This is a genomic window from Gemmatimonadota bacterium, from assembly GCA_016719105.1.
GTDB lineage: Bacteria > Gemmatimonadota > Gemmatimonadetes > Gemmatimonadales > Gemmatimonadaceae > SCN-70-22.
Map to the genome: position 1 here is coordinate 160,178 of JADKAQ010000003.1, position 17,921 is coordinate 178,098.

General features: G+C 70.1%; 13 protein-coding genes. All 13 read left to right on the top strand.

Features of this window, described 5'->3' with window-relative positions; genetic code table 11:
* A complete protein-coding gene (locus IPN47_07455; GenBank protein ID MBK9407878.1) occupies positions 1–2,049 on the top strand; it encodes a hypothetical protein in 2,049 nt (682 codons plus the stop codon).
* The gene (locus IPN47_07460; protein ID MBK9407879.1) at positions 2,046–3,527 is read left to right on the top strand and encodes a UDP-N-acetylmuramoyl-L-alanyl-D-glutamate--2,6-diaminopimelate ligase; all 1,482 of its coding nucleotides are present in this window, start codon (positions 2,046–2,048) and stop codon (positions 3,525–3,527) included. Before IPN47_07455 ends, IPN47_07460 begins: the two co-directional genes overlap by 4 nt.
* Positions 3,524–4,912 carry a UDP-N-acetylmuramoyl-tripeptide--D-alanyl-D-alanine ligase gene (gene murF / locus IPN47_07465; GenBank protein MBK9407880.1) on the top strand — a complete coding sequence of 463 codons (1,389 nt, stop codon included), beginning with the start codon at positions 3,524–3,526 and terminating at the stop codon, positions 4,910–4,912. Before IPN47_07460 ends, murF begins: the two co-directional genes overlap by 4 nt.
* Positions 4,913–4,954: 42 nt before the next feature.
* Positions 4,955–6,097 carry a phospho-N-acetylmuramoyl-pentapeptide-transferase gene (locus IPN47_07470; protein MBK9407881.1) on the top strand — a complete coding sequence of 381 codons (1,143 nt, stop codon included), beginning with the start codon at positions 4,955–4,957 and terminating at the stop codon, positions 6,095–6,097.
* Positions 6,094–7,473, top strand: a complete 1,380-nt coding sequence (murD, locus tag IPN47_07475; GenBank protein MBK9407882.1) for a UDP-N-acetylmuramoyl-L-alanine--D-glutamate ligase — start codon at positions 6,094–6,096, stop codon at positions 7,471–7,473. Before IPN47_07470 ends, murD begins: the two co-directional genes overlap by 4 nt.
* Before the next feature lie 17 nt (positions 7,474–7,490).
* Positions 7,491–8,630, top strand: a complete 1,140-nt coding sequence (locus IPN47_07480) for a cell division protein FtsW (GenBank protein MBK9407883.1) — start codon at positions 7,491–7,493, stop codon at positions 8,628–8,630.
* Positions 8,631–8,634: 4 nt separating this feature from the next.
* Positions 8,635–9,783, top strand: coding sequence for a UDP-N-acetylglucosamine--N-acetylmuramyl-(pentapeptide) pyrophosphoryl-undecaprenol N-acetylglucosamine transferase (locus IPN47_07485; protein MBK9407884.1), 1,149 nt, complete (start codon positions 8,635–8,637; stop codon positions 9,781–9,783).
* A 34-nt stretch (positions 9,784–9,817) separates the two neighbouring features.
* Positions 9,818–11,203 carry a UDP-N-acetylmuramate--L-alanine ligase gene (gene murC / locus IPN47_07490; protein ID MBK9407885.1) on the top strand — a complete coding sequence of 462 codons (1,386 nt, stop codon included), beginning with the start codon at positions 9,818–9,820 and terminating at the stop codon, positions 11,201–11,203.
* Positions 11,200–11,934: an FtsQ-type POTRA domain-containing protein gene (locus IPN47_07495; GenBank protein MBK9407886.1), complete on the top strand. Its 735-nt coding sequence runs from the start codon at positions 11,200–11,202 to the stop codon at positions 11,932–11,934. The genes murC and IPN47_07495 overlap by 4 nt, the downstream gene beginning before the upstream one ends.
* The gene (ftsA, locus tag IPN47_07500) at positions 11,931–13,190 is read left to right on the top strand and encodes a cell division protein FtsA (protein ID MBK9407887.1); all 1,260 of its coding nucleotides are present in this window, start codon (positions 11,931–11,933) and stop codon (positions 13,188–13,190) included. The genes IPN47_07495 and ftsA overlap by 4 nt, the downstream gene beginning before the upstream one ends.
* A gap of 333 nt (positions 13,191–13,523) precedes the next feature.
* On the top strand, positions 13,524–14,801 hold the full coding sequence (gene ftsZ, locus IPN47_07505; protein MBK9407888.1) for a cell division protein FtsZ: 1,278 nt from the start codon (positions 13,524–13,526) through the stop codon (positions 14,799–14,801).
* Entirely contained in the window at positions 14,798–16,042 is a 1,245-nt protein-coding gene (locus IPN47_07510; protein ID MBK9407889.1) for a M23 family metallopeptidase, read from the top strand. Before ftsZ ends, IPN47_07510 begins: the two co-directional genes overlap by 4 nt.
* 55 nt (positions 16,043–16,097) lie before the next feature.
* Entirely contained in the window at positions 16,098–17,897 is a 1,800-nt protein-coding gene (locus IPN47_07515) for a hypothetical protein (GenBank protein ID MBK9407890.1), read from the top strand.
* The last annotated feature ends 24 nt before the right edge of the window (positions 17,898–17,921 follow it).

A 17,921-nucleotide genomic window follows, 5' to 3' on the forward strand; every position in this document is an offset into this window, starting at 1 on the left:
ATGGCGATGCCGAACCGGCTGTCCGTCGTGCACGGCGTCCTCGCGCTCTTCTCGGTCGCGCTCGTCGTGCGCGCCGCGCAGGTGCAGCTCCTCGAGCACGACACGTGGTCGCGTCGGGCCGTCAATCAGCACACCGCCGAGGCCTCGCTCCCCGCGCCGCGCGGCGAGATCGTGGATGCGGCCGGGACCACGCTGGCGCGCAGCCGCGAGTTGGTCTCGCTGAGCTTCGCGCTCGACGTGATGAAGGACCGCAAGGGGTTGTATCGCACCCTCATCAAGCTCGGCGTCCCCGCCAACCGGGCGCGCCCGGTCCTCGATCGCAAGCGCAAGTGGTACGACCTGCGCGAACGCTTCCAACCGTCCAAGGTTGCCGCACTCCTCAAGGTCCCCGGCGTCCGATCGTCGCCCGCCGGCGAGCGCGTGTACGTCCAGTCGGAGGGGGCCCGCCAGCTGCTCGGGCGGTTCGATCCCGCGGGGCGCAACAGCGAGGGCATCGAACTCCTGCTCGACTCGCTCCTGCGCGGCGAGCCGGGGACTGCCCGCACGCTCAAGGCGGCCAACGGGCGCCGTTTCGCGACCCCCGACCTGCTGACCGAACCTCCGCGCCCCGGTCACACGGTGCAGCTCACGATCAACCAGGTGTTGCAGGACATCTGCGACCAGGCGCTGGCCGATGCCACGCGACGGCTCAACGCCGATGGCGGTGACATCGTCATCCTCGATCCGCACACCGGCGAGCTGCGCTGCCTGACGAGTCATCGGCGCGGCCAGGTGGTGGGAAGCCCGCTCACGATCGTCGAACCCTTCGAGCCCGGCTCGACGCTCAAGCCATTCCTCGTCGGTCGCCTCGTGGAGATGGGGAAGACGACGCCGACCGAGGTGATCGACACCCGGAACGGTGTGTACGAGGTCGATGGGCGTCGCATCACCGACGTGCACAAGGCCCCATCGATGACGGTGACCGACGTCATTCGCCACTCCAGCAACGTGGGGATCGCCCTGTTGAGCGAGCGCGTGAAGGACGGGGAACTCTTCACGCTCTATCGTGACCTCGGCTTCGGGACGCCGACCGGCGTCTCGTTTCCGCGGGAGTCGGGCGGGGCGCTCAGCGAGCCGAAGAAGTGGTCCAACCCCACGCACCACTCGCTCGCCATCGGGTACGAGGTGAGCGTCACGCCGCTGCAGCTGGCGCTCGCCTACGGGGCCATCGCCAACGGCGGCGAGCTCATGGCGCCGGCCCTGGTCAAGGAGATCCGCGACGCCGACGGTAACGTGGTGTACACCCACAAGCCGCGACCGGTGCGCCGCGTCTTCCCGGAGGCGACGACGCGCACCGTGATGGCGATGCTGGAAAGCGTCGTCGACAGCGGGACCGCGCAGGACGCCGGGCTCGCCACCTTCGACATGGCGGGGAAGTCCGGGACGGCGCGACGCACGGTGGGCGGACGGTACGGGCAGGGCGGCGTGCAGACCTACACCTCGTCGTTTGTCGGCCTCTTCCCGGCGCGCAATCCGCAGTACGTGGTGCTCGTGAAGCTCGACAACCCGCGCGGGACGTACTACGGCGGCAAGACGGCCGCCCCGGTCAGCAAGGCGGTCATCACCGCCGCCCTCGCCGCGCGCGATGCTTCGCTCGACTGGGGAAACCTCGCCGCACGGCGCGCGTCGTACGTGCCGCCAACCCCCGACGCCGTCGCTACGACCGTCGAGGACTCCACCGAACGGCAGGTGGCCGACGGCGCCGTGGTCGCTGATGCGGCCGCCGATGCCGCGACGATCCCCCGCGTCCCCTTGGTGGATACGACTCCCGAGCCGGAGCTGCGCCCGCCCACACGCTTCGACATCTCGCGGCCGCCCAGGGAGCAGGCGCGCGTCACGCGCGTGATCTCTGTTCCCGACGTGCGCGGCCTCCCCCTGCGTGTGGCCGTGCGCGAGTTGCACCGAGCCGGCTTCAAGGTGCAGCTCACGGCGAGTGGCGGCGGCATCACCTCGCCGCCGGCCGGCGCGCCGGCGCGCACCGGGACCCTCGTGCGGTTGGCGCGCCCGTGACCGCGACGATCGCGCTCGACGGCATCGTGCGTGCGCTGCGCGAAGGTGGGGAGCTCGCCGACATCATCGGCGAGCTGCCCGGGCAGGTGACGTCGGTGACCGACGACTCGCGCGCCGTGACGGCCGGGACGCTGTTCGTGGCCGTGCGCGGGAGCGCCCGTGACGGGCACGACTTCCTCGCCGCCGCCGAAGCCGCCGGAGCGACCGCCGCGATCGTGGAGGACGCGGGGCGGACCACGGTCCCGAGAATCGTCGTTCGCGATGCGCGCCGTGCGGCGGCGATTGCCGCGGCGGCCGCCCACGGCTTTCCCGGACAGTCGCTCTCGATCGTTGGTGTCACCGGGACCAGCGGCAAGACGACGACCGTGTCCATGCTGCGCCACCTGCTCGATACGCCGGAGGCGCCGGCGGCCTCCATCGGGACGCTCGGCGTCCTGCTGGGCAGCGCGGGCGAGCCCCTCGCCGGGGGGAGCGGGCTCACGACACCCGGGCCGATCGAGTTTCAGCGCGTGCTACGCGAGCTGGTGGACGCCGGCGTGCGGCGCGTGGCCATGGAGGTGTCGTCCCATGCGCTCGATCAACGGCGCGTGGAGGGCGTCGCCTTCGACGCCGCCGTCTTCACCAACCTGTCGCGAGACCACCTCGACTATCACGGCACGGCCGAGGCGTACTTCGACGCCAAGGCGCGCCTCGTCGCCCACATTGCGCCTGGCGGTGCCGCGGTGGTCAACGACGACGTCGACACGTGGCGCGCCTTGCCGGCGGCGCCGCGTCGCGTCCGATTCGGGATCGCCAGCGCGCGGGCCGAGGTGCGGGCAGTGGACGTGACATTCTCGCCGGATGGAAGTTCGTGGACACTGGTGACCCCGGACGGCCGCGCTCCGGTGGCGCTGCCGCTCATCGGCGACTTCAACGTCTCCAACGCGTTAGGCGCTGCGGCGGCCGCGTGGGCGCTCGCGCTGCCGGTGGCGACCATTGCGGAACGCCTCTCGACGCTGCCGCAGGTGCCGGGCCGCCTCGAGCGCGTGCTCGACGTCCCGGCCGTGCTTCGCGACTACGCGCACAAGCCGGACGCCCTCGAACGGGCGCTAGCGGCGGTGCGACCGTTCACGCCGCACCGGCTCATCGTGGTCGCCGGCTGCGGCGGTGACCGCGATCGCGGCAAGCGCCCGATCATGGGCGAGATCGCGGAGCGCCTGGCCGACCTGGTGATCCTCACCAGCGACAACCCGCGCACCGAGGATCCCGAACGCATCCTCGATGAGATCGAGGCCGGCATGACGCGACCGCACGAACGCATCGAGGACCGACGCATGGCGATCGCGCGCGCCCTCGAGGTCGCGGGGCCGGGCGATGTCGTCGTCCTCGCCGGCAAGGGACACGAGGCATACCAGATTCGCGGGACCACGTATCACCCGTTCGACGAGAAGGCGATCGTGCGCGAGCTGGCGGCACGAACCCGGGACGTGGCGCCATGAGCTTCTGGACGCTGGACCGCCTCACGCAGGCGCTCACGGATGATCTCGAGGGATCGCGTCCCGAGGGACGCGTCCCGCTGGGACGGGTGATCACTGACACGCGACAGGTCGTGGCGGGTGATGTCTTCGTCGCGCTGATCGGCGAACGATTCGACGCGCACGATTTCCTGGCCGAGGCGGTAGGACGCGGCGCGAAGGCTGTGGTCGTCTCCGACGCGCGGCGTGCCTGCGACCTGGCGGTCCCGGTCTTCGTGGTGGGGGATACCACGCGCGCCCTTGGTTCGTTAGGCCGCTACCGGCGCCGTGCGTGGGGCGGGCCGGTCGTCGCCGTCGCCGGCTCCAACGGCAAGACGAGCACCAAGGAGCTCATCGCCGCCGCCCTGTCGAGCGCCTTCGACGTCCACGCCACGCGCGGCAACCTGAATAACCACGTCGGCGTTCCGCTGACGCTGCTCGCCATTCCCGATGAGGCGGGGATTGCGGTCATCGAGGTCGGGACCAATCACCCGGGCGAGGTCGCAACGCTGCGAGCGCTGGTCGAACCGGACATCGCCGTCGTCACCTCCATTGGCGAGGAACACCTCGAGGGACTCGGCGACCTGGCCGGGGTCCTGCGCGAGGAGTGCGCCATTTTCGACGGGGTCCCGACGGCCATCGCCCCCGCGGCGCAGCCCGAGGTCGGGCGTGAGGCGCGCACGCGTGCCCATCGGGTGGTCGAGGCCGGGACCGACGCGGGGGATGTGCGAGCCGATCGCTGGGGCGTGCGGGACGACGGGCGCGGGTGGGCGACGTTAGGCGAGGTGACGGTGCAGCTCCCGGTGCTGGGGGCGCACAACGTCCGCAACGCGATGCTCGCCCTGGCGGTCGCCATGGAATGTGGCGTCGACGTGGGGGCGGCGGCGCAGGCCATCGGTGCCATGCCGCAGCTCAGCATGCGCAGCACGCTCGACACGCTTGGCGACCTGCTGCTGCTCAACGACGCGTACAACGCCAATCCGGCGTCGGCGCGTGAGGCACTCGTGACGCTCGACGCCATCGGCGGCGAGCGCCCGCGTGTCGCGGTGCTCGGCTCGATGCTCGAGCTGGGCGCGCAGGGGCCGGCGCTGCATGACGAGATCGCCGCGCGAGCGCTGGCGTCGAAGGCGATGCTGATTGCTGGCATCGGCGAGTTTGTCAGTGCCTTGGAACGGGTCGCCGCCGGCGATCCCCGCGTCCTCCTGGCCCCCGACGCCGAGGCGCTCTGGCCGCTCCTGGCCGCGCGCCTCCCGTCCAACGCCGTCATCCTGCTCAAGGGCTCCCGCGGCACACGCCTCGAGCGCCTGGTGCCACACCTGCGCCGCTTTGCCGGTCTCCCGGCGTCGGAGCCGGACGCAACGCACCACTAGCCCTCCCTCTCCTCTTCTGTCTTCCCGCCCTCTCGAACCTCAGTGCTGCACCTCCTCCTCAGTCGCTTCATCCCGGATTTTCCGCCGCTCCGGCTGATCAACTACATATCGGTGCGCGCCGCAGCTGCGGCGGTCACCGCGCTCCTCCTGTCGTTCCTCATTGGCCCGGCGATCGTGCGCCGGCTGCGCGCGATGCGCGTACGGCAGGTGATCCGGGCCGGGACGCCGGACACGCACCAGTCCAAGGGGGAGACGCCGACGATGGGAGGACTCATCATCCTCGCCTGCTCGATCATCCCCACGTTGCTCTGGACGCGGCTCGACAATCGGTATGTCCTCCTGGCGCTGCTCGTGACGGTGTGGATGGGCGGGATCGGCTTCCTCGACGATTACCTCAAGCTCAAGCAGAAGCGGGAAGGGAAGAAGAACGAGGGGCTGGTCGAGCGATACAAGCTGGCGGGACAGATCTCGATCGGGCTCATCTTCGGCTTCATCCTCTGGAAGTACCCGGTGTCGACGCTCCCCGGGGCATCGACGACGATGCCGTTCGTGAAGTACGTGCTCATCGTCCCGGCAGCGGCCGGGTTGGCGTGGCTCTACGTGCCGTTCACCACGTTCATCCTCACCGGGGTGAGCAATTCGGTGAACCTCACCGATGGGCTGGACGGGCTCGCGGCCGGGCTCTCGGCCATCGCGATCGTCACGTTCGCGCTCTTTGCCTACGTGATGGGGCGCGTCGACGCGAGTGCGTACTTGCAGCTGTTCTACCTGCGCGGCGCCGGGGAGCTCACCGTGTACTGCATGGCGCTCACCGGGGCGTGCATCGGCTTTCTCTGGTACAACGCGCACCCGGCACAGGTCTTCATGGGAGACACGGGGTCGCTCGCGCTGGGCGGTGCGATCGGGGCGATCGCCATCCTGCTCAAGAGCGAGTTCCTCCTGCTCTTCATCGGCGGCGTCTTCGCGATGGAGACGATGTCGGTGATCATCCAGCGCGTCGCATTCAAGATCCGCAAGCGTCGACACGGGCTGGAGTACGCGCAGAAACACCGCGTCTTCCTGCGTGCCCCGTTGCACCACCACTTCGAGCTGAAGGGGTGGAAGGAGACGCAGGTGGTGGTGCGATTCTGGATCCTCGGGATTCTGTGCGCCTTCGTGGCCCTCACGACCCTCAAATTGCGATGACCACTCCTTACGACTGGAGCCGCGGCGAGATCGCCGTGGTGGGGCTCGGACGCAGCGGGACGTCGGCAACGATGCTGCTGCGTCGTCTCGGTGCGAAGGTCTACGCCTCCGACGCGGGGAACGGCGCGGCCGTGTCCGCGCAGCGCGAGACACTCCAGTCGCTGGGCGCCGAGGTGGAGCTCGGCGGGCACGACCTGGCGCGTATCGCGCGTGCGTCGCTCGTCGTGGTGAGCCCGGGCGTGCCGCCCGGCGCGCCGCCGCTCGTGTCGGCCCGCGCCGCGGGAGTGGCAGTGATCAGCGAGGTCGAGCTCGCCCTCGCGGTACTCCCGGGGCTGCGCTACATCGCCGTGACCGGGACGAACGGCAAGACCACCGTGACGGCGCTCATCGCTCACCTGCTGCGCAGCGTTGGAGTGGAGGCCGAATCGGCGGGGAACATCGGGACGCCGCTGAGCGAGCTGGCGCTGCGCCGGACGCTCCCCGCCTGGGTGGCGCTCGAACTGTCCTCGTTCCAGTTGCACGACACGCCGTCGATTGCGCCGCGGGTCGGGGTGCTCACCAACCTGGCCCCCGACCACCTCGATCGCTACGAGAGCGTCGACGCGTACTATGCCGACAAGGCGCTCCTCTTCCGGCATGCCACCGACGCGTCGCAGTGGATCGTCAACGCGGATGATGCGGCGGTCATGGCGATGGTGCGCGACGTCCCCGGAACGACCTTCCGTTTCTCGGCGTCGGGTCGACTGTGCGATGCCTTTCTCGGAGGGAAGGGCAAGCGCCACCTCATCGTGCACGACGAGATGCTGATGACGCGCGAGGAACTCCCGCTGCTGGGCGCGCACAACGTGGGGAACGCGCTCGCGTCGGTGCTGGCGGTGCTGACTGCCGACCCCGCGCATGAGAGCCTCGATGACCTCGCGCGCCTGGCCGCCGGGCTTCGTTCGTTCCGCGCCCCCGCCCATCGCCTCGAGCCGGTGGTCGAGCAGCACGGCGTCCTGTGGATCGACGACTCCAAGGCGACCAACGTCGCCTCGGCCAAGGTCGCCATCGAGAGCATGACCCGTCCGACCATCCTCCTGCTGGGCGGGCGGCACAAGGGTGAGCCGTATACCGCGCTGCTCGACGGCATTGCAGCGCACTGTCGCATTGTCCTCGCGTTCGGTGAGGCCGCACCGATCATCGAGAGTGACCTGGCGGGGCGCGCCGCGGTGCAGCGCATCGAGGGGACGTTCGCCGACGTGATGCGCCGAGCGCATGAACTCGCGCGACCTGGCGACGCCGTGCTCCTCGCGCCGGCTTGCTCGAGCTACGACATGTTCGCCAACTACGAAGAGCGAGGCCGGGCCTTTGCCGCCGCGGCCAAGGGAGACGGATGATGCACGATCCGACCCAGATGCGCGAACGCTGGTCGATGGGCCCCGAGGCACGGGCGCTCGTCCTGGTCACCGCCGTCCTCACCGCGTTCGGCCTGGCGACGCTGTACAGCGCGAGCGCCTTCGTGGCGATGCAGGCCGATCACGACTCGACGTACTACTTCCTCAAGCAGCTGGCGGGGGTTGGGGTCGGACTCGTCTTCTTCGCGATCGCCGCCAAGTTCGACGCCGATCGCCTCGAGAAGCTGGCGTGGCCACTGATGTTCGTCACGATCGCCTTGATGCTCATCACCGTCCTCCCGTTCACCAAGGCGATTGCCCCGTCGGTCAATGGATCGCGCCGCTTCATCCTCGGGGCGTCGGTGCAGCCGTCGGAGCTGGGGAAGCTCGCCGTCGTCCTGTGGACCGCGATGCTGGTGCTCAAGAAGGGGGACCAGATGCGCCGCCTGACCAAGGGGCTCCTCCCGTTCCTCGTCATCGTGGGCGTGCTCGACCTGCTCGCCTTCTTCCAGCCGGACCTCTCGGTGGCGATGATGTTCACCCTGCTCATGGGGATCATCCTCTTTGCCGCCGAGGTGCGCATCGGGCACTTCATCCTCCTTGGGATCCTCGCCGCTCCGCTGCTCTGGCATGAGATCGAGAAGCGACAGTACGCCATGTCGCGACTCCTCTCGTTCATGGGGTCGGGCGACGCCCCAGAGGCGATCAACTTCCAGCTTCGACAGTCGCTCATCGCCGTCGGGTCCGGCGGTCTGCTCGGGAAGGGCTTCAGCGAAGGGCTCCAGCAGTACGGATGGGTGCCGTTCGGCTACAACGACTTCATCGCCAGCAACATCGGTGAGGAGTGGGGGTTCATCGGCATCACCTTCATCACGCTGGTCTTCGCGTTGTACACGTGGCTCGGCTTCCGGATTGCGCGCCAGGCGCGGTCGCGCTTTCTGCAGCTCGTCGCGATCGGCCTCACGTGTACCACGGCGATCACCGCGTACCTGCACATCGGCGTCGTGATCGGCCTCCTCCCGACCACGGGCCTCACGCTGCCGTTCGTCTCGTTCGGACGCTCGAACCTGGTGCTGAGCTTCGTGCTCACCGGGATCCTCGTGAACATCGGCAGCGCACGCGAGCGCCTGTACGGCGCGGCGGCCACCGATCCGGCCTAACGCGGTGCGCGTCCTCTTCACGGGCGGTGGGACCGGCGGGCACCTGTACCCGGCGCTGGCCATCGCGCGGGCGTTGGTGCGGGTGCGTCCCGATGTGCAGCCGCACTTTGTCGGGGCCACGCGCGGGATCGAGCGCGTCATCCTGCCCGACACCGAGTTTCCGCACACCTTGCTCGACCTGCACCCGCTCTACCGGTCGGCGCCGTGGAACAACTGGCGCACCGTCATGGGGATGGTGAGCGGCTGGCGGCGGCTCGCCGAGCTGTCACGTGAGGTGGCACCGCGACTCGTCGTGGCGACCGGTGGGTATGCGGCGTCCGGGGCGCTGGCCTTCGCCGCGCTTCGCCGCATTCCGTTCGTGGTGCAGGAGCAGAACTCCTTTCCGGGACAGACGGTCAAGCTGTTCGCGCGGTGGGCGCGGGAGATCTACCTCGGTTTTCCCGAGGCGGCGCGCGACCTCCCCGAGGCGGCGCGATCCCGCGCGGTCGACACCGGCAACCCGATCGAGCCCCCGCCTGCCGTCCGCCCGGATCGTGAGGTGCAACGGAGAGTGTGGGGATTCGGCCACGACGTGCGCTTCGTGGTGCTGGCCTTCGGCGGCAGTCAGGGGTCGGCGGCGCTGAACGCCCTCGTCGAGGGATGGGTGGCGCGCGGGCTCCCGCGCGGGGTCGGTGTCATCTGGGGGACGGGGCGCGACCATTTCCAGCGCCACGCGTCGCGGGCGAGCGCGCAGGTCATCGTGCGCCCGTACCTCGCCCCCATCGCCGACGCGTACGCCTGTGCCGATCTCGCGATCGCGCGCGCCGGCGCGATGACGACCGCCGAGTTGTGCGCGTGGGGGATCCCGATGTACCTCGTCCCTCTGCCGACGGCGGCAGCCGACCACCAAACCGCGAATGCGCGGGCGCTTGCCGACGCCGGTGCCGCGCGCTGGGTGTCGCAACGGGAGGCCACCGCGGAACAACTCGCGATGATCGTGTCCGAGGTGATGGGCGATGCGTCGCTTCGCGAGCGATGGGGCGCGGCAGCGAGCGCGCGTGGTCGCCCCGACGCGGCGGCGCGCATCGCGGCACGGCTCGACGCGTTGCTCGGCCCCCACGCGAGCACCCCGGCTGAGCCGGCGACGGGCGCGCGCGCCACGGCGTCGACTTGAGCCGATTTTTCCCGCCGCGCTAGATTCCGCTTCCATGTCCCTCCTCGACGCGACCGATCCCCGGCCGGTGCACTTCGTCGGCATCGCTGGCGCCGGCATGTCCGCGCTGGCGGAGCTGTTCGTTAGGCGCGGTGTGGCGGTCACCGGCTGCGACAGCAATGCCAGCGGGGCGGCCGACCTGCGACGCCTGGGCGTGGTGCTCTCCGAGGGGCACGATCCGGCGCACGTGGCAGGCGCGCGCGCCCTCGTCATCACCTCGGCGATGCGTCGCGACCATCCCGAGCTGGAGGCGGCGCGCACCGCCGGTGTGCCGATCGTTCGCCGCGCCGAGGCGTTAGGCGAGGCGGTGAGCGGCGGCACGCTCGTGGCGGTCGCCGGGACGCACGGCAAGACGACGACCACCGTGATGACCACCGAGGCGCTCGCCGCTGCCGGACTGCGCCCCACTGGCGTGGCGGGTGGGCGCGTGGGGCAGTGGGGGGGCAACCTGCGCTTCGACGGCGATCACCTCTTCGTGGTCGAGGCCGACGAGTACGATCGATCCTTCCTCGCGCTCTCGCCCACGGTCGCCGTGGTCACCAATGTCGAGGCCGACCACCTCGACATTTACCGCGACCTCGCCGACATCCGGCAGGCATTCGAGGCCTTCGTCGCGCCGGCGCAGACCATCGTGCTCTGCGACGACGATGCGGGGGCGGCGACCCTCGACGTCTCCACGGGGGCACAGGTGCTTCGATACGGAACCGAGAGCCGCAACGCGCGCGTCGTCGGGGTGCCGCGCGTCACGGCCGACGGCGCCACGATCGTCTCGGTCTCGTTCGATGGGGAGCCGCTGGGCGAGCTCGCCCTTCGTGTCCCCGGGATGCACAACGTGCGTAACGCGCTGGCCGCCGTCGCGAGCGGCCTGGCGTTAGGCGCGACGCTCGATGGCATGCGCCCCGGCCTCGAGTCGTTCGGGGGGGTGGAACGTCGCTTCCAGCGGCTGGGTGAGGTCGGGGGCGTGTGCGTGGTCGACGACTACGCCCATCACCCCACCGAAGTCGCGGCCACCATCGCGGCGGCGCGCGGCGCGTACCCCGGGCGGCGCCTCGTGGTCGCGTTTCAGCCGCACCTCTACTCGCGCACGCGCGACTTCGCGGAAGGCTTCGCCCAGGCGCTCGCCAACAGCGATGCTGTGTTCCTCACCGCACTCTATCCCTCCCGTGAACAACCGATCGTCGGCGTCTCCTCGGCGCTCATCGCCGATCCCTTGACCCGCGCCGGGCGCGCGCCGCAATGGACGGGGGCGCGTGGCGACGCAGCGACGGCGCTGGCTTCCTTTGCGCGCGCCGGCGACGTGGTGCTCACGATGGGGGCCGGCGACATCACCCAGACCGGCCCCGAATTGCTCGCCCTGCTCCGCACGCGGGGGCCCGCATGAGCAAGGCCGCGGCTCCAGTAGCGAACGAAGCGCCCCCCGTCGTCGGCGCGCCTCCACGGCGTCGACGGTGGGGGTGGTATGTCGTCGCGGCGCTCGTGATCGCGCTGGTCCTGTTCGCCACCCCGTGGTGGGGACATGATCTCGCCTTCTTTAGGGTGCAGCAGGTCGAGGTGCGGGGGACCCGCTTCGCGCGCCCCTCCGACATCGCCGCCCGACTGCAGCTCGACACGACACTCTCCATCTGGGACCAGTTCGACACGCTCAGGGCTCGCGCCGAGCGGCACCCGCAGGTGCGGAGCGCGCGCATCGAGCGGCGCCTCCCGAGCACCTTGATCCTCACGGTCGACGAGAACCTTCCGATCGCGCTCGTCCCGGCCGCCGGCGGCTTCAAGGCCTACGACGATAGCGGGCGCGTCCTTCCGCTCGACCCCGCCCGATGGGGGGTCGACCTTCCAATCGTTCCGCGCGCCGACACCGCCGTCTTCCGCCTGCTCGGCGACATGAAGGCCGAGATGCCGGAGTACTACGCGCGGGTGAGCGAGGTGCGCCGCGTCGGAAAGGACGAAGTCGTCCTGCAACTCGTGGATGTGGGCGTGCGAGCGATGCTGGATATGCGCGCCGAGCGCCTCCTGCAACTATCTTCTGTCGAGGCCGACCTCGCGAAGCGTCGACTGCACGCCGTCGAACTCGACCTGCGGTACAAAGACCTCGTCATCGCCCGCCTTCCATGAACGTCGAACGACTGGTCGCTGGACTCGACATCGGGTCCGCCAAGACCACGGCCATCATCGCCGAGGTCGTTGGCGACCTCCCACGCCACCCCGGCATCAAGATTCTCGGGGTAGGGCAGTCGCGCACCACGGGACTGCGGCGCGGCGTGGTCGCTGACATCGAAGAAACCACGCAGTCCATCCGCAAGGCGGTCAACGACGCCGAGCAGATGGCAGGCGTCAAGGTCGACGCCTGCTACCTGGGCATCGCCGGTGAGCACGTCAAGGCGATGATCTCCAAGGGGATCGTCGCCGTGAGCGGCGACGAGATCAGCAAGGGCGATATCGAGCGCGCGAACGCCGTCGCCCGCGCGCAGGCGATTCCGCCGGAGCGCGAGCTGCTGCACGCCATCCCGCAGGAGTACACGGTCGACAAGAACGAGGGGATTCGCGACCCGCTCGGAATGGTCGGGACGCGTCTCGAGACGGAGATGTATCTCGTCACCATCGGCAGCTCGCCGGCGCTCAACCTGCGCAAGGCCGTGGAGCGGGCGGGGTACAAGCCGTTGCAGCTCGTCCTCGAGCCGCTGGCCAGCGCGCTCGCCGTGCTCACCGAGGACGAGAAGGAACTCGGCGTCGCGCTCATCGAGATGGGGGCGGGGACGACCGACATCGCGGTCTTCCACGAGGCCAAGATTCGTCACCTGGGCACCGTCCCCTTCGGCGGCAACAACGTCACCAACGACATCGTGCACGGCTTGGGCGTCACCCAGGCCGATGCCGAGCGGTTGAAGGAGCGCTACGGTTGCGCGTACGAGCCGATGGTCGACCCGTCCGAGGTGATCACGCTCCCGAGCACGGTGGCGCAGGGCGACCGGCAGATTCCCCGCGAACTCCTGGCGCACATCATCCACCAGCGGACGGATGAGATCTACGATCTGGTGATGCGCGACATCGAGGCGGCGGGGTTCGCTGGGAAGCTGGCGGCGGGCGTCGTGCTCACCGGCGGCGCGGCGGCGCTCCCCGGCGTCACGGAGCTGGCCGCCGACGTCTTTGGGACGGGCGTTCGCGTGGGCGTGCCGGCCGAAAACCTGAGCGGGCTGGTGGACTCGGTCGAGGCGCCGCGATTTGCGACGGCGGTGGGGCTCGCGTTGTACGCGGCGAGCCGTCTGGCGTTAGGGAGCGATACGCCGAGCGGTCGCCGGCTGCAGCTCAATGCACCTAATGTGGATAAGCTGGCGCAGAAGGTGAAGACGTGGTTACAGGACTTCTTCTAGAGGGGCGGAAGACGGGAAGTCGAGCAGCGGGAAGACGAGAGAGGGTATCGTTAGGGTAACGCGGGCGGCGACCGGAATACGGCGTCGCCCGCTGTGTTACAAAGGTGATGTTCTCCTAGCGAATGTGGAGAAACATTGGTCGCTCTCGCGACGCGAACGCGGCGCAGAAAATTGCTTTCGCTCACACGTGGCCCGTTCGAACAAACGCGTTATATTCTGCCGCGAATCGAGGAAGCGACGGCGTGACGTTATGCACGGTGCGGCGTCGAACCTGCGATCGGAGACCCATCACGAACGACCGTCCTCGTCACGAGAGGAGCCGCGCGCGCTATGATGTTTGAATTCGAGGAGAACGCCTCCCAGAACGCCCGCATGAAGGTGGTGGGGATCGGCGGTGGCGGTGGGAACGCCGTCAATCGCATGATCGAGGAGCATCTCGAGAGCGTGGAGTTCATTTCGATCAACACCGACTCGCAGGCGCTGCTGGCGTCGAAGTCGGATGTGAAGATCCAGATCGGAAAGAAGCTCACGCGCGGCCTCGGTGCCGGCGCGCGCCCCGAGATCGGGCGACAGGCGATCGAGGAGAACCGAGACGAAGTGGGGCGCGTGCTCCAGAGTGCGGACCTCGTCTTCGTCACGTGCGGCATGGGGGGCGGCACCGGCACGGGTGCGGCGCCGGTGGTCGCCGAACTGGCGAAGGAAGCGGGGGCGCTGACGGTGGGCATCGTGACCAAGCCGTTCCTGTTCGAAGGGCGGAAGCGGATGCGACAGGCCGACATGGGCATCGCCGAGATGCGCAAGCATGTCGACACGATGATCATCGTGCCTAACGAACGGCTGCTCGCCGTGGTGGGCAAGGGAATTCCCTTCCAGGATGCCCTCAAGAAGGCGGACGAGGTGCTCCTGCATGCCACGCAGGGCATCTCCACCCTCATCTCCAAGACGGGCTTGGTGAACGTCGACTTCGCCGACGTGCGCACCATCATGGAGAATGGCGGCTCGGCGCTCATGGGGACCGGGATCGGGCGCGGCGAGAATCGGGCGATGGAAGCGGCGCAGCAGGCCATCTCCTCGCCGCTGCTCGACAACATCTCGATCAACGGCTCGAGCGGCGTCCTGCTCAACATCACCGGCGGCGGCGACCTGACCCTCGGCGAGGTGACGCAGATCTCCGAGATCGTGCACGATGCGGCTGGCGATGACGCCGAGATCATCTTCGGCGCCGTGTCCGAGCCGGCGATGCAGGGCGAGATTCGGGTGACCGTCATCGCGACCGGCTTCGACAAGGCGATGGGACAGGCGCCCGTGACGTCGGTCAACATCCCGATGACGCTCTCCAAGCCGACCCCGGTGGCCTCGCTGACGCCTGACCGTGGTGTGATGAACGGCGGCGGCGTGACGCCCGCGTCGATGACGCCGGCCTCCGCGGTGGCGCCGAACGTCATCCCGATCAACCAACGCCAGGGAGCGGGACTGCGTACCGTGCAGGGCGGGGCGCCGCTTCGCCCCGCGGCCCAGAACGATCCCAACCGTCGCTACCCGCGCTCGACGCCGCAGGAGGACATGGATCCGATGGACATCCCGACCTTCATCCGGAGACAGATGGATTGATCGGCTGGCGCGCGCGGTTGGCGGCGTATACGGCGGTGGCGCTCCTGGCATGGGGCGCCATCGCCGTCGTGCGTCCGATCCCCGAAAAGCGCGCCGGTGACGTGATCAACGGCAGCCGGACCCCGACCTGGCGCGAGCGCGTCGACTCGCTCGCCCGCGGCGAGACGCTCGGCGGGCTCCTGTCGCGCGGTGGGCTGACGCCAGAGGAAGCGACCGAGGCGTTGGGGGCGGCCACGACCATCGATCCCCGCCGGCTCCCGGCCGGCATGCGCGTGACGCTGGGGGGGCACGAAGGGAGCACGCCGACCAAGATCGTCTTCCAGCTGGCCATCGACCGGCTGTTGCACCTGACGAGAACGGACTCGGGGTGGGTCGGCCGCGAGGAACGATTGCCCTGGACGACGGATACCATCGTCGTGCGCGGGGAGATCGCCCGCACCCTGTATGACGCCTTCGACGCCGGGGCGTCGGCACTCCCCTCGGGTGCGCGATCGGAACTCGCCTGGAACGTCGCCGACATCTACGAGTATCGCCTCGACATGAGTCGCGACCTGCAGCCTGGCGACGAGTTCAAGGTCCTCTTCGAACGTGAGCAGGGGCCGCGCGGGGCGGTGCGCATCGGACGCATCCTCGCGGCGTCGTACACGTCGGGACAATCATCGCTGGCCGCGATTCGCTTTGAATCGGCGGACGGGAAGGGGCGCTACTTCGACGGCACCGGCAAGTCGCTGCAGGCCATGTTCCTGCGCGCTCCGCTCGAGTTCCGGCGCATCTCGTCGGTCTTCGGCATGCGTCGGCACCCCATCCTCGGCGTCTGGCGCGCACATCGCGGGACCGACTACTCCGCGAGTTCGGGTACGCCCGTGCGCAGCGTGGGGGACGGCGTCGTCGTGCGGGCCGGACGCATGAGCGGCTACGGCAACGTGGTGGACGTTAGGCACGGCAATGGCTTCGTGTCGCGGTACGGGCACTTGCGGGCCTTCGCCAAGGGGGTGCGCGGCGGCACGCGGGTCGGCATCGGAGAGACGATCGGCTACGTCGGAATGACTGGGCTGGCCACCGCGCCGCACCTGCATTTCGAAGTGCTCGTCGGGGGGGTGCAGACCAACCCGCGCACGGCGTTGGCCAGTACCGGTGGGGCGCCGCTCGCCGCGGCCGACGTCCCCCAGTTCGAGCGCGCGCGCGAGGCGTTTCTCGCCCTGCTGCAGCGCGCGACCACGCAGGTCGCCGATTCCAACTGACGTGCCCTGTCCGATGCACGCAGCGTCCGTCGCGATCCGGGCGTAGATTCCCGACATGATCTCCTGGTTGATTGCCCTCGCCGCTGGCGCGGCCGGGGCGCTGGCCGCATATGCGCAGGTGCGAGCGACCGGTCGCTGGGCGACCGGGGCGCTGCGCGCGATCTCGGTCACGAGCCTGGTCGCCCTGGCGCTGAACGCGGTCGTCGGCGCGCGTCGCGTGCCTGCACCGCTCGTCGCCCTCGATGTGTCGTCGTCGTGGGGACGGGGGCGTGATGCCACGACGTTCGACTCGACGGCGCGAAGCGCCCGTGAAGCGGGCGGCGACTCGCTCTTCATCCTGGGCGATTCGCTGCGGCTCGCCGGCGACACGCTGGTGGCGGGCGATCGGGCGTCGCGCGTTCGGCAGGCCGCGGAGCGCGCGATGGCCGCGGGCCGGCCGCTCGTCCTGTTCACGGACGGCGAGATCGACGATCCCGAAGCGCTGCGCGCGCTCCCCGCGGGCTCGCGTGTGGAGATCGGCGGTGGCGATTCGCGCCCCGACGCGGCGGTGCTCGACGTGCAAGCGCCGCGGGTTGCGGCGGCGGGCGACTCGGTGGAGGTGCGGGTGACGGTCGGGGCGGGGAACTCGGGGGCGCCGGCCGGTGCGTTGCGGCTGGAACTCGGCGGCCGGCAGGTGGCGGCGCAGTCGTTCGAATCGCTGCCGGCACTGGGCGAGCGCGCCGTCACCCTTCGCTTCATCGCCCCGGCGGGCGCGGCTCCGACGGAGCTGCGCGCCACGATCGACGTCCCCGGTGATGCCGAGTCGGAGAACAACGCCTCGTCCGCGGTCCTGGAGCTGACGGCAGGGGCGGCGGCGGTGCTCGTCTCGACCTCACCCGACCTGGACTCGCGGGAGCTGGCGGCGCTGCTGCGCGGGACCGTGTTGCTACCGACGCGCGCCTACTTCCGGGTGGCGCCCGGGCAGTGGCGGGAGGATGTGACGCTGCAACCCGTGGGCGAGGAGGTCGTGCGCCGCGCGGTGCGTGAGGCCCCGGTGGTCGTGCTGCACGGTGACACGGCGCTGTTCGGCGCCCCTCGCCAGGTGACGCGTGGGGCGCTGGCGCTCATCGCGCCGCCGGTGGCGACGGCGGGCGAGTGGTTCGCCACCGGGGCGCCGCTGTCGCCGGTGAGCACGCCGCTGAGCGGGACGGCCTGGGACTCACTCCCACCGCTCGACGTGAGCGCGACCGTCCCGCCTAACGCCGAGTTCGAGGTGCTGGAGACGCGGCGCTCGCGACGGCTCGATGCCCGGGTGGCGATCGTCGGTTGGGAGCGGCCACGCCGCGTCGTGGTCGCCGCGGCGTCGGGATTCTGGCGTTGGCGTTTTCGGGGTGGCGTGGGAAGCGACGCCTTCACGGCGGTCTGGGGGAGCCTGCTCGACTGGTTGGCGGGCGAACGATCCGACGTGCGCGCCGCCTTTCCCGTGAACGCGGCGGTCCGGGCAGGCGAGACGGTGCAGTGGCGGCGCGGCGCGACCGGCGACTCGCTGGTGCGGGCGGTGTTCGTTAGGCGCGGTGGGGCGTCCACTGGCGACTCGATCGTCCTGCGCTTCGGCGCGGGGAACAGCGTGACGCCGGCTCCCGCCCCTCCACCGGGGGTCTACGACGTGCGGACCGCCGGCGGCGTCTCCCTCCTGGTCGTGAACTCGTCGGCGGAGCTCCTGCCGCGCCGGCGCACGGTGCAGGCGGGGGCGATCGGGAGCGGGGTGACGATGGGCGAAGCGCCTCGTGCCCGCGACGTGTCCTGGCTCTTTGCCCTCGCGCTGGTCGCCCTGTGCGCCGAGTGGTTGATGCGGCGCCGCATCGGACTGCGGTAGTCGGAGTGGCGGAGCGACTCGGGG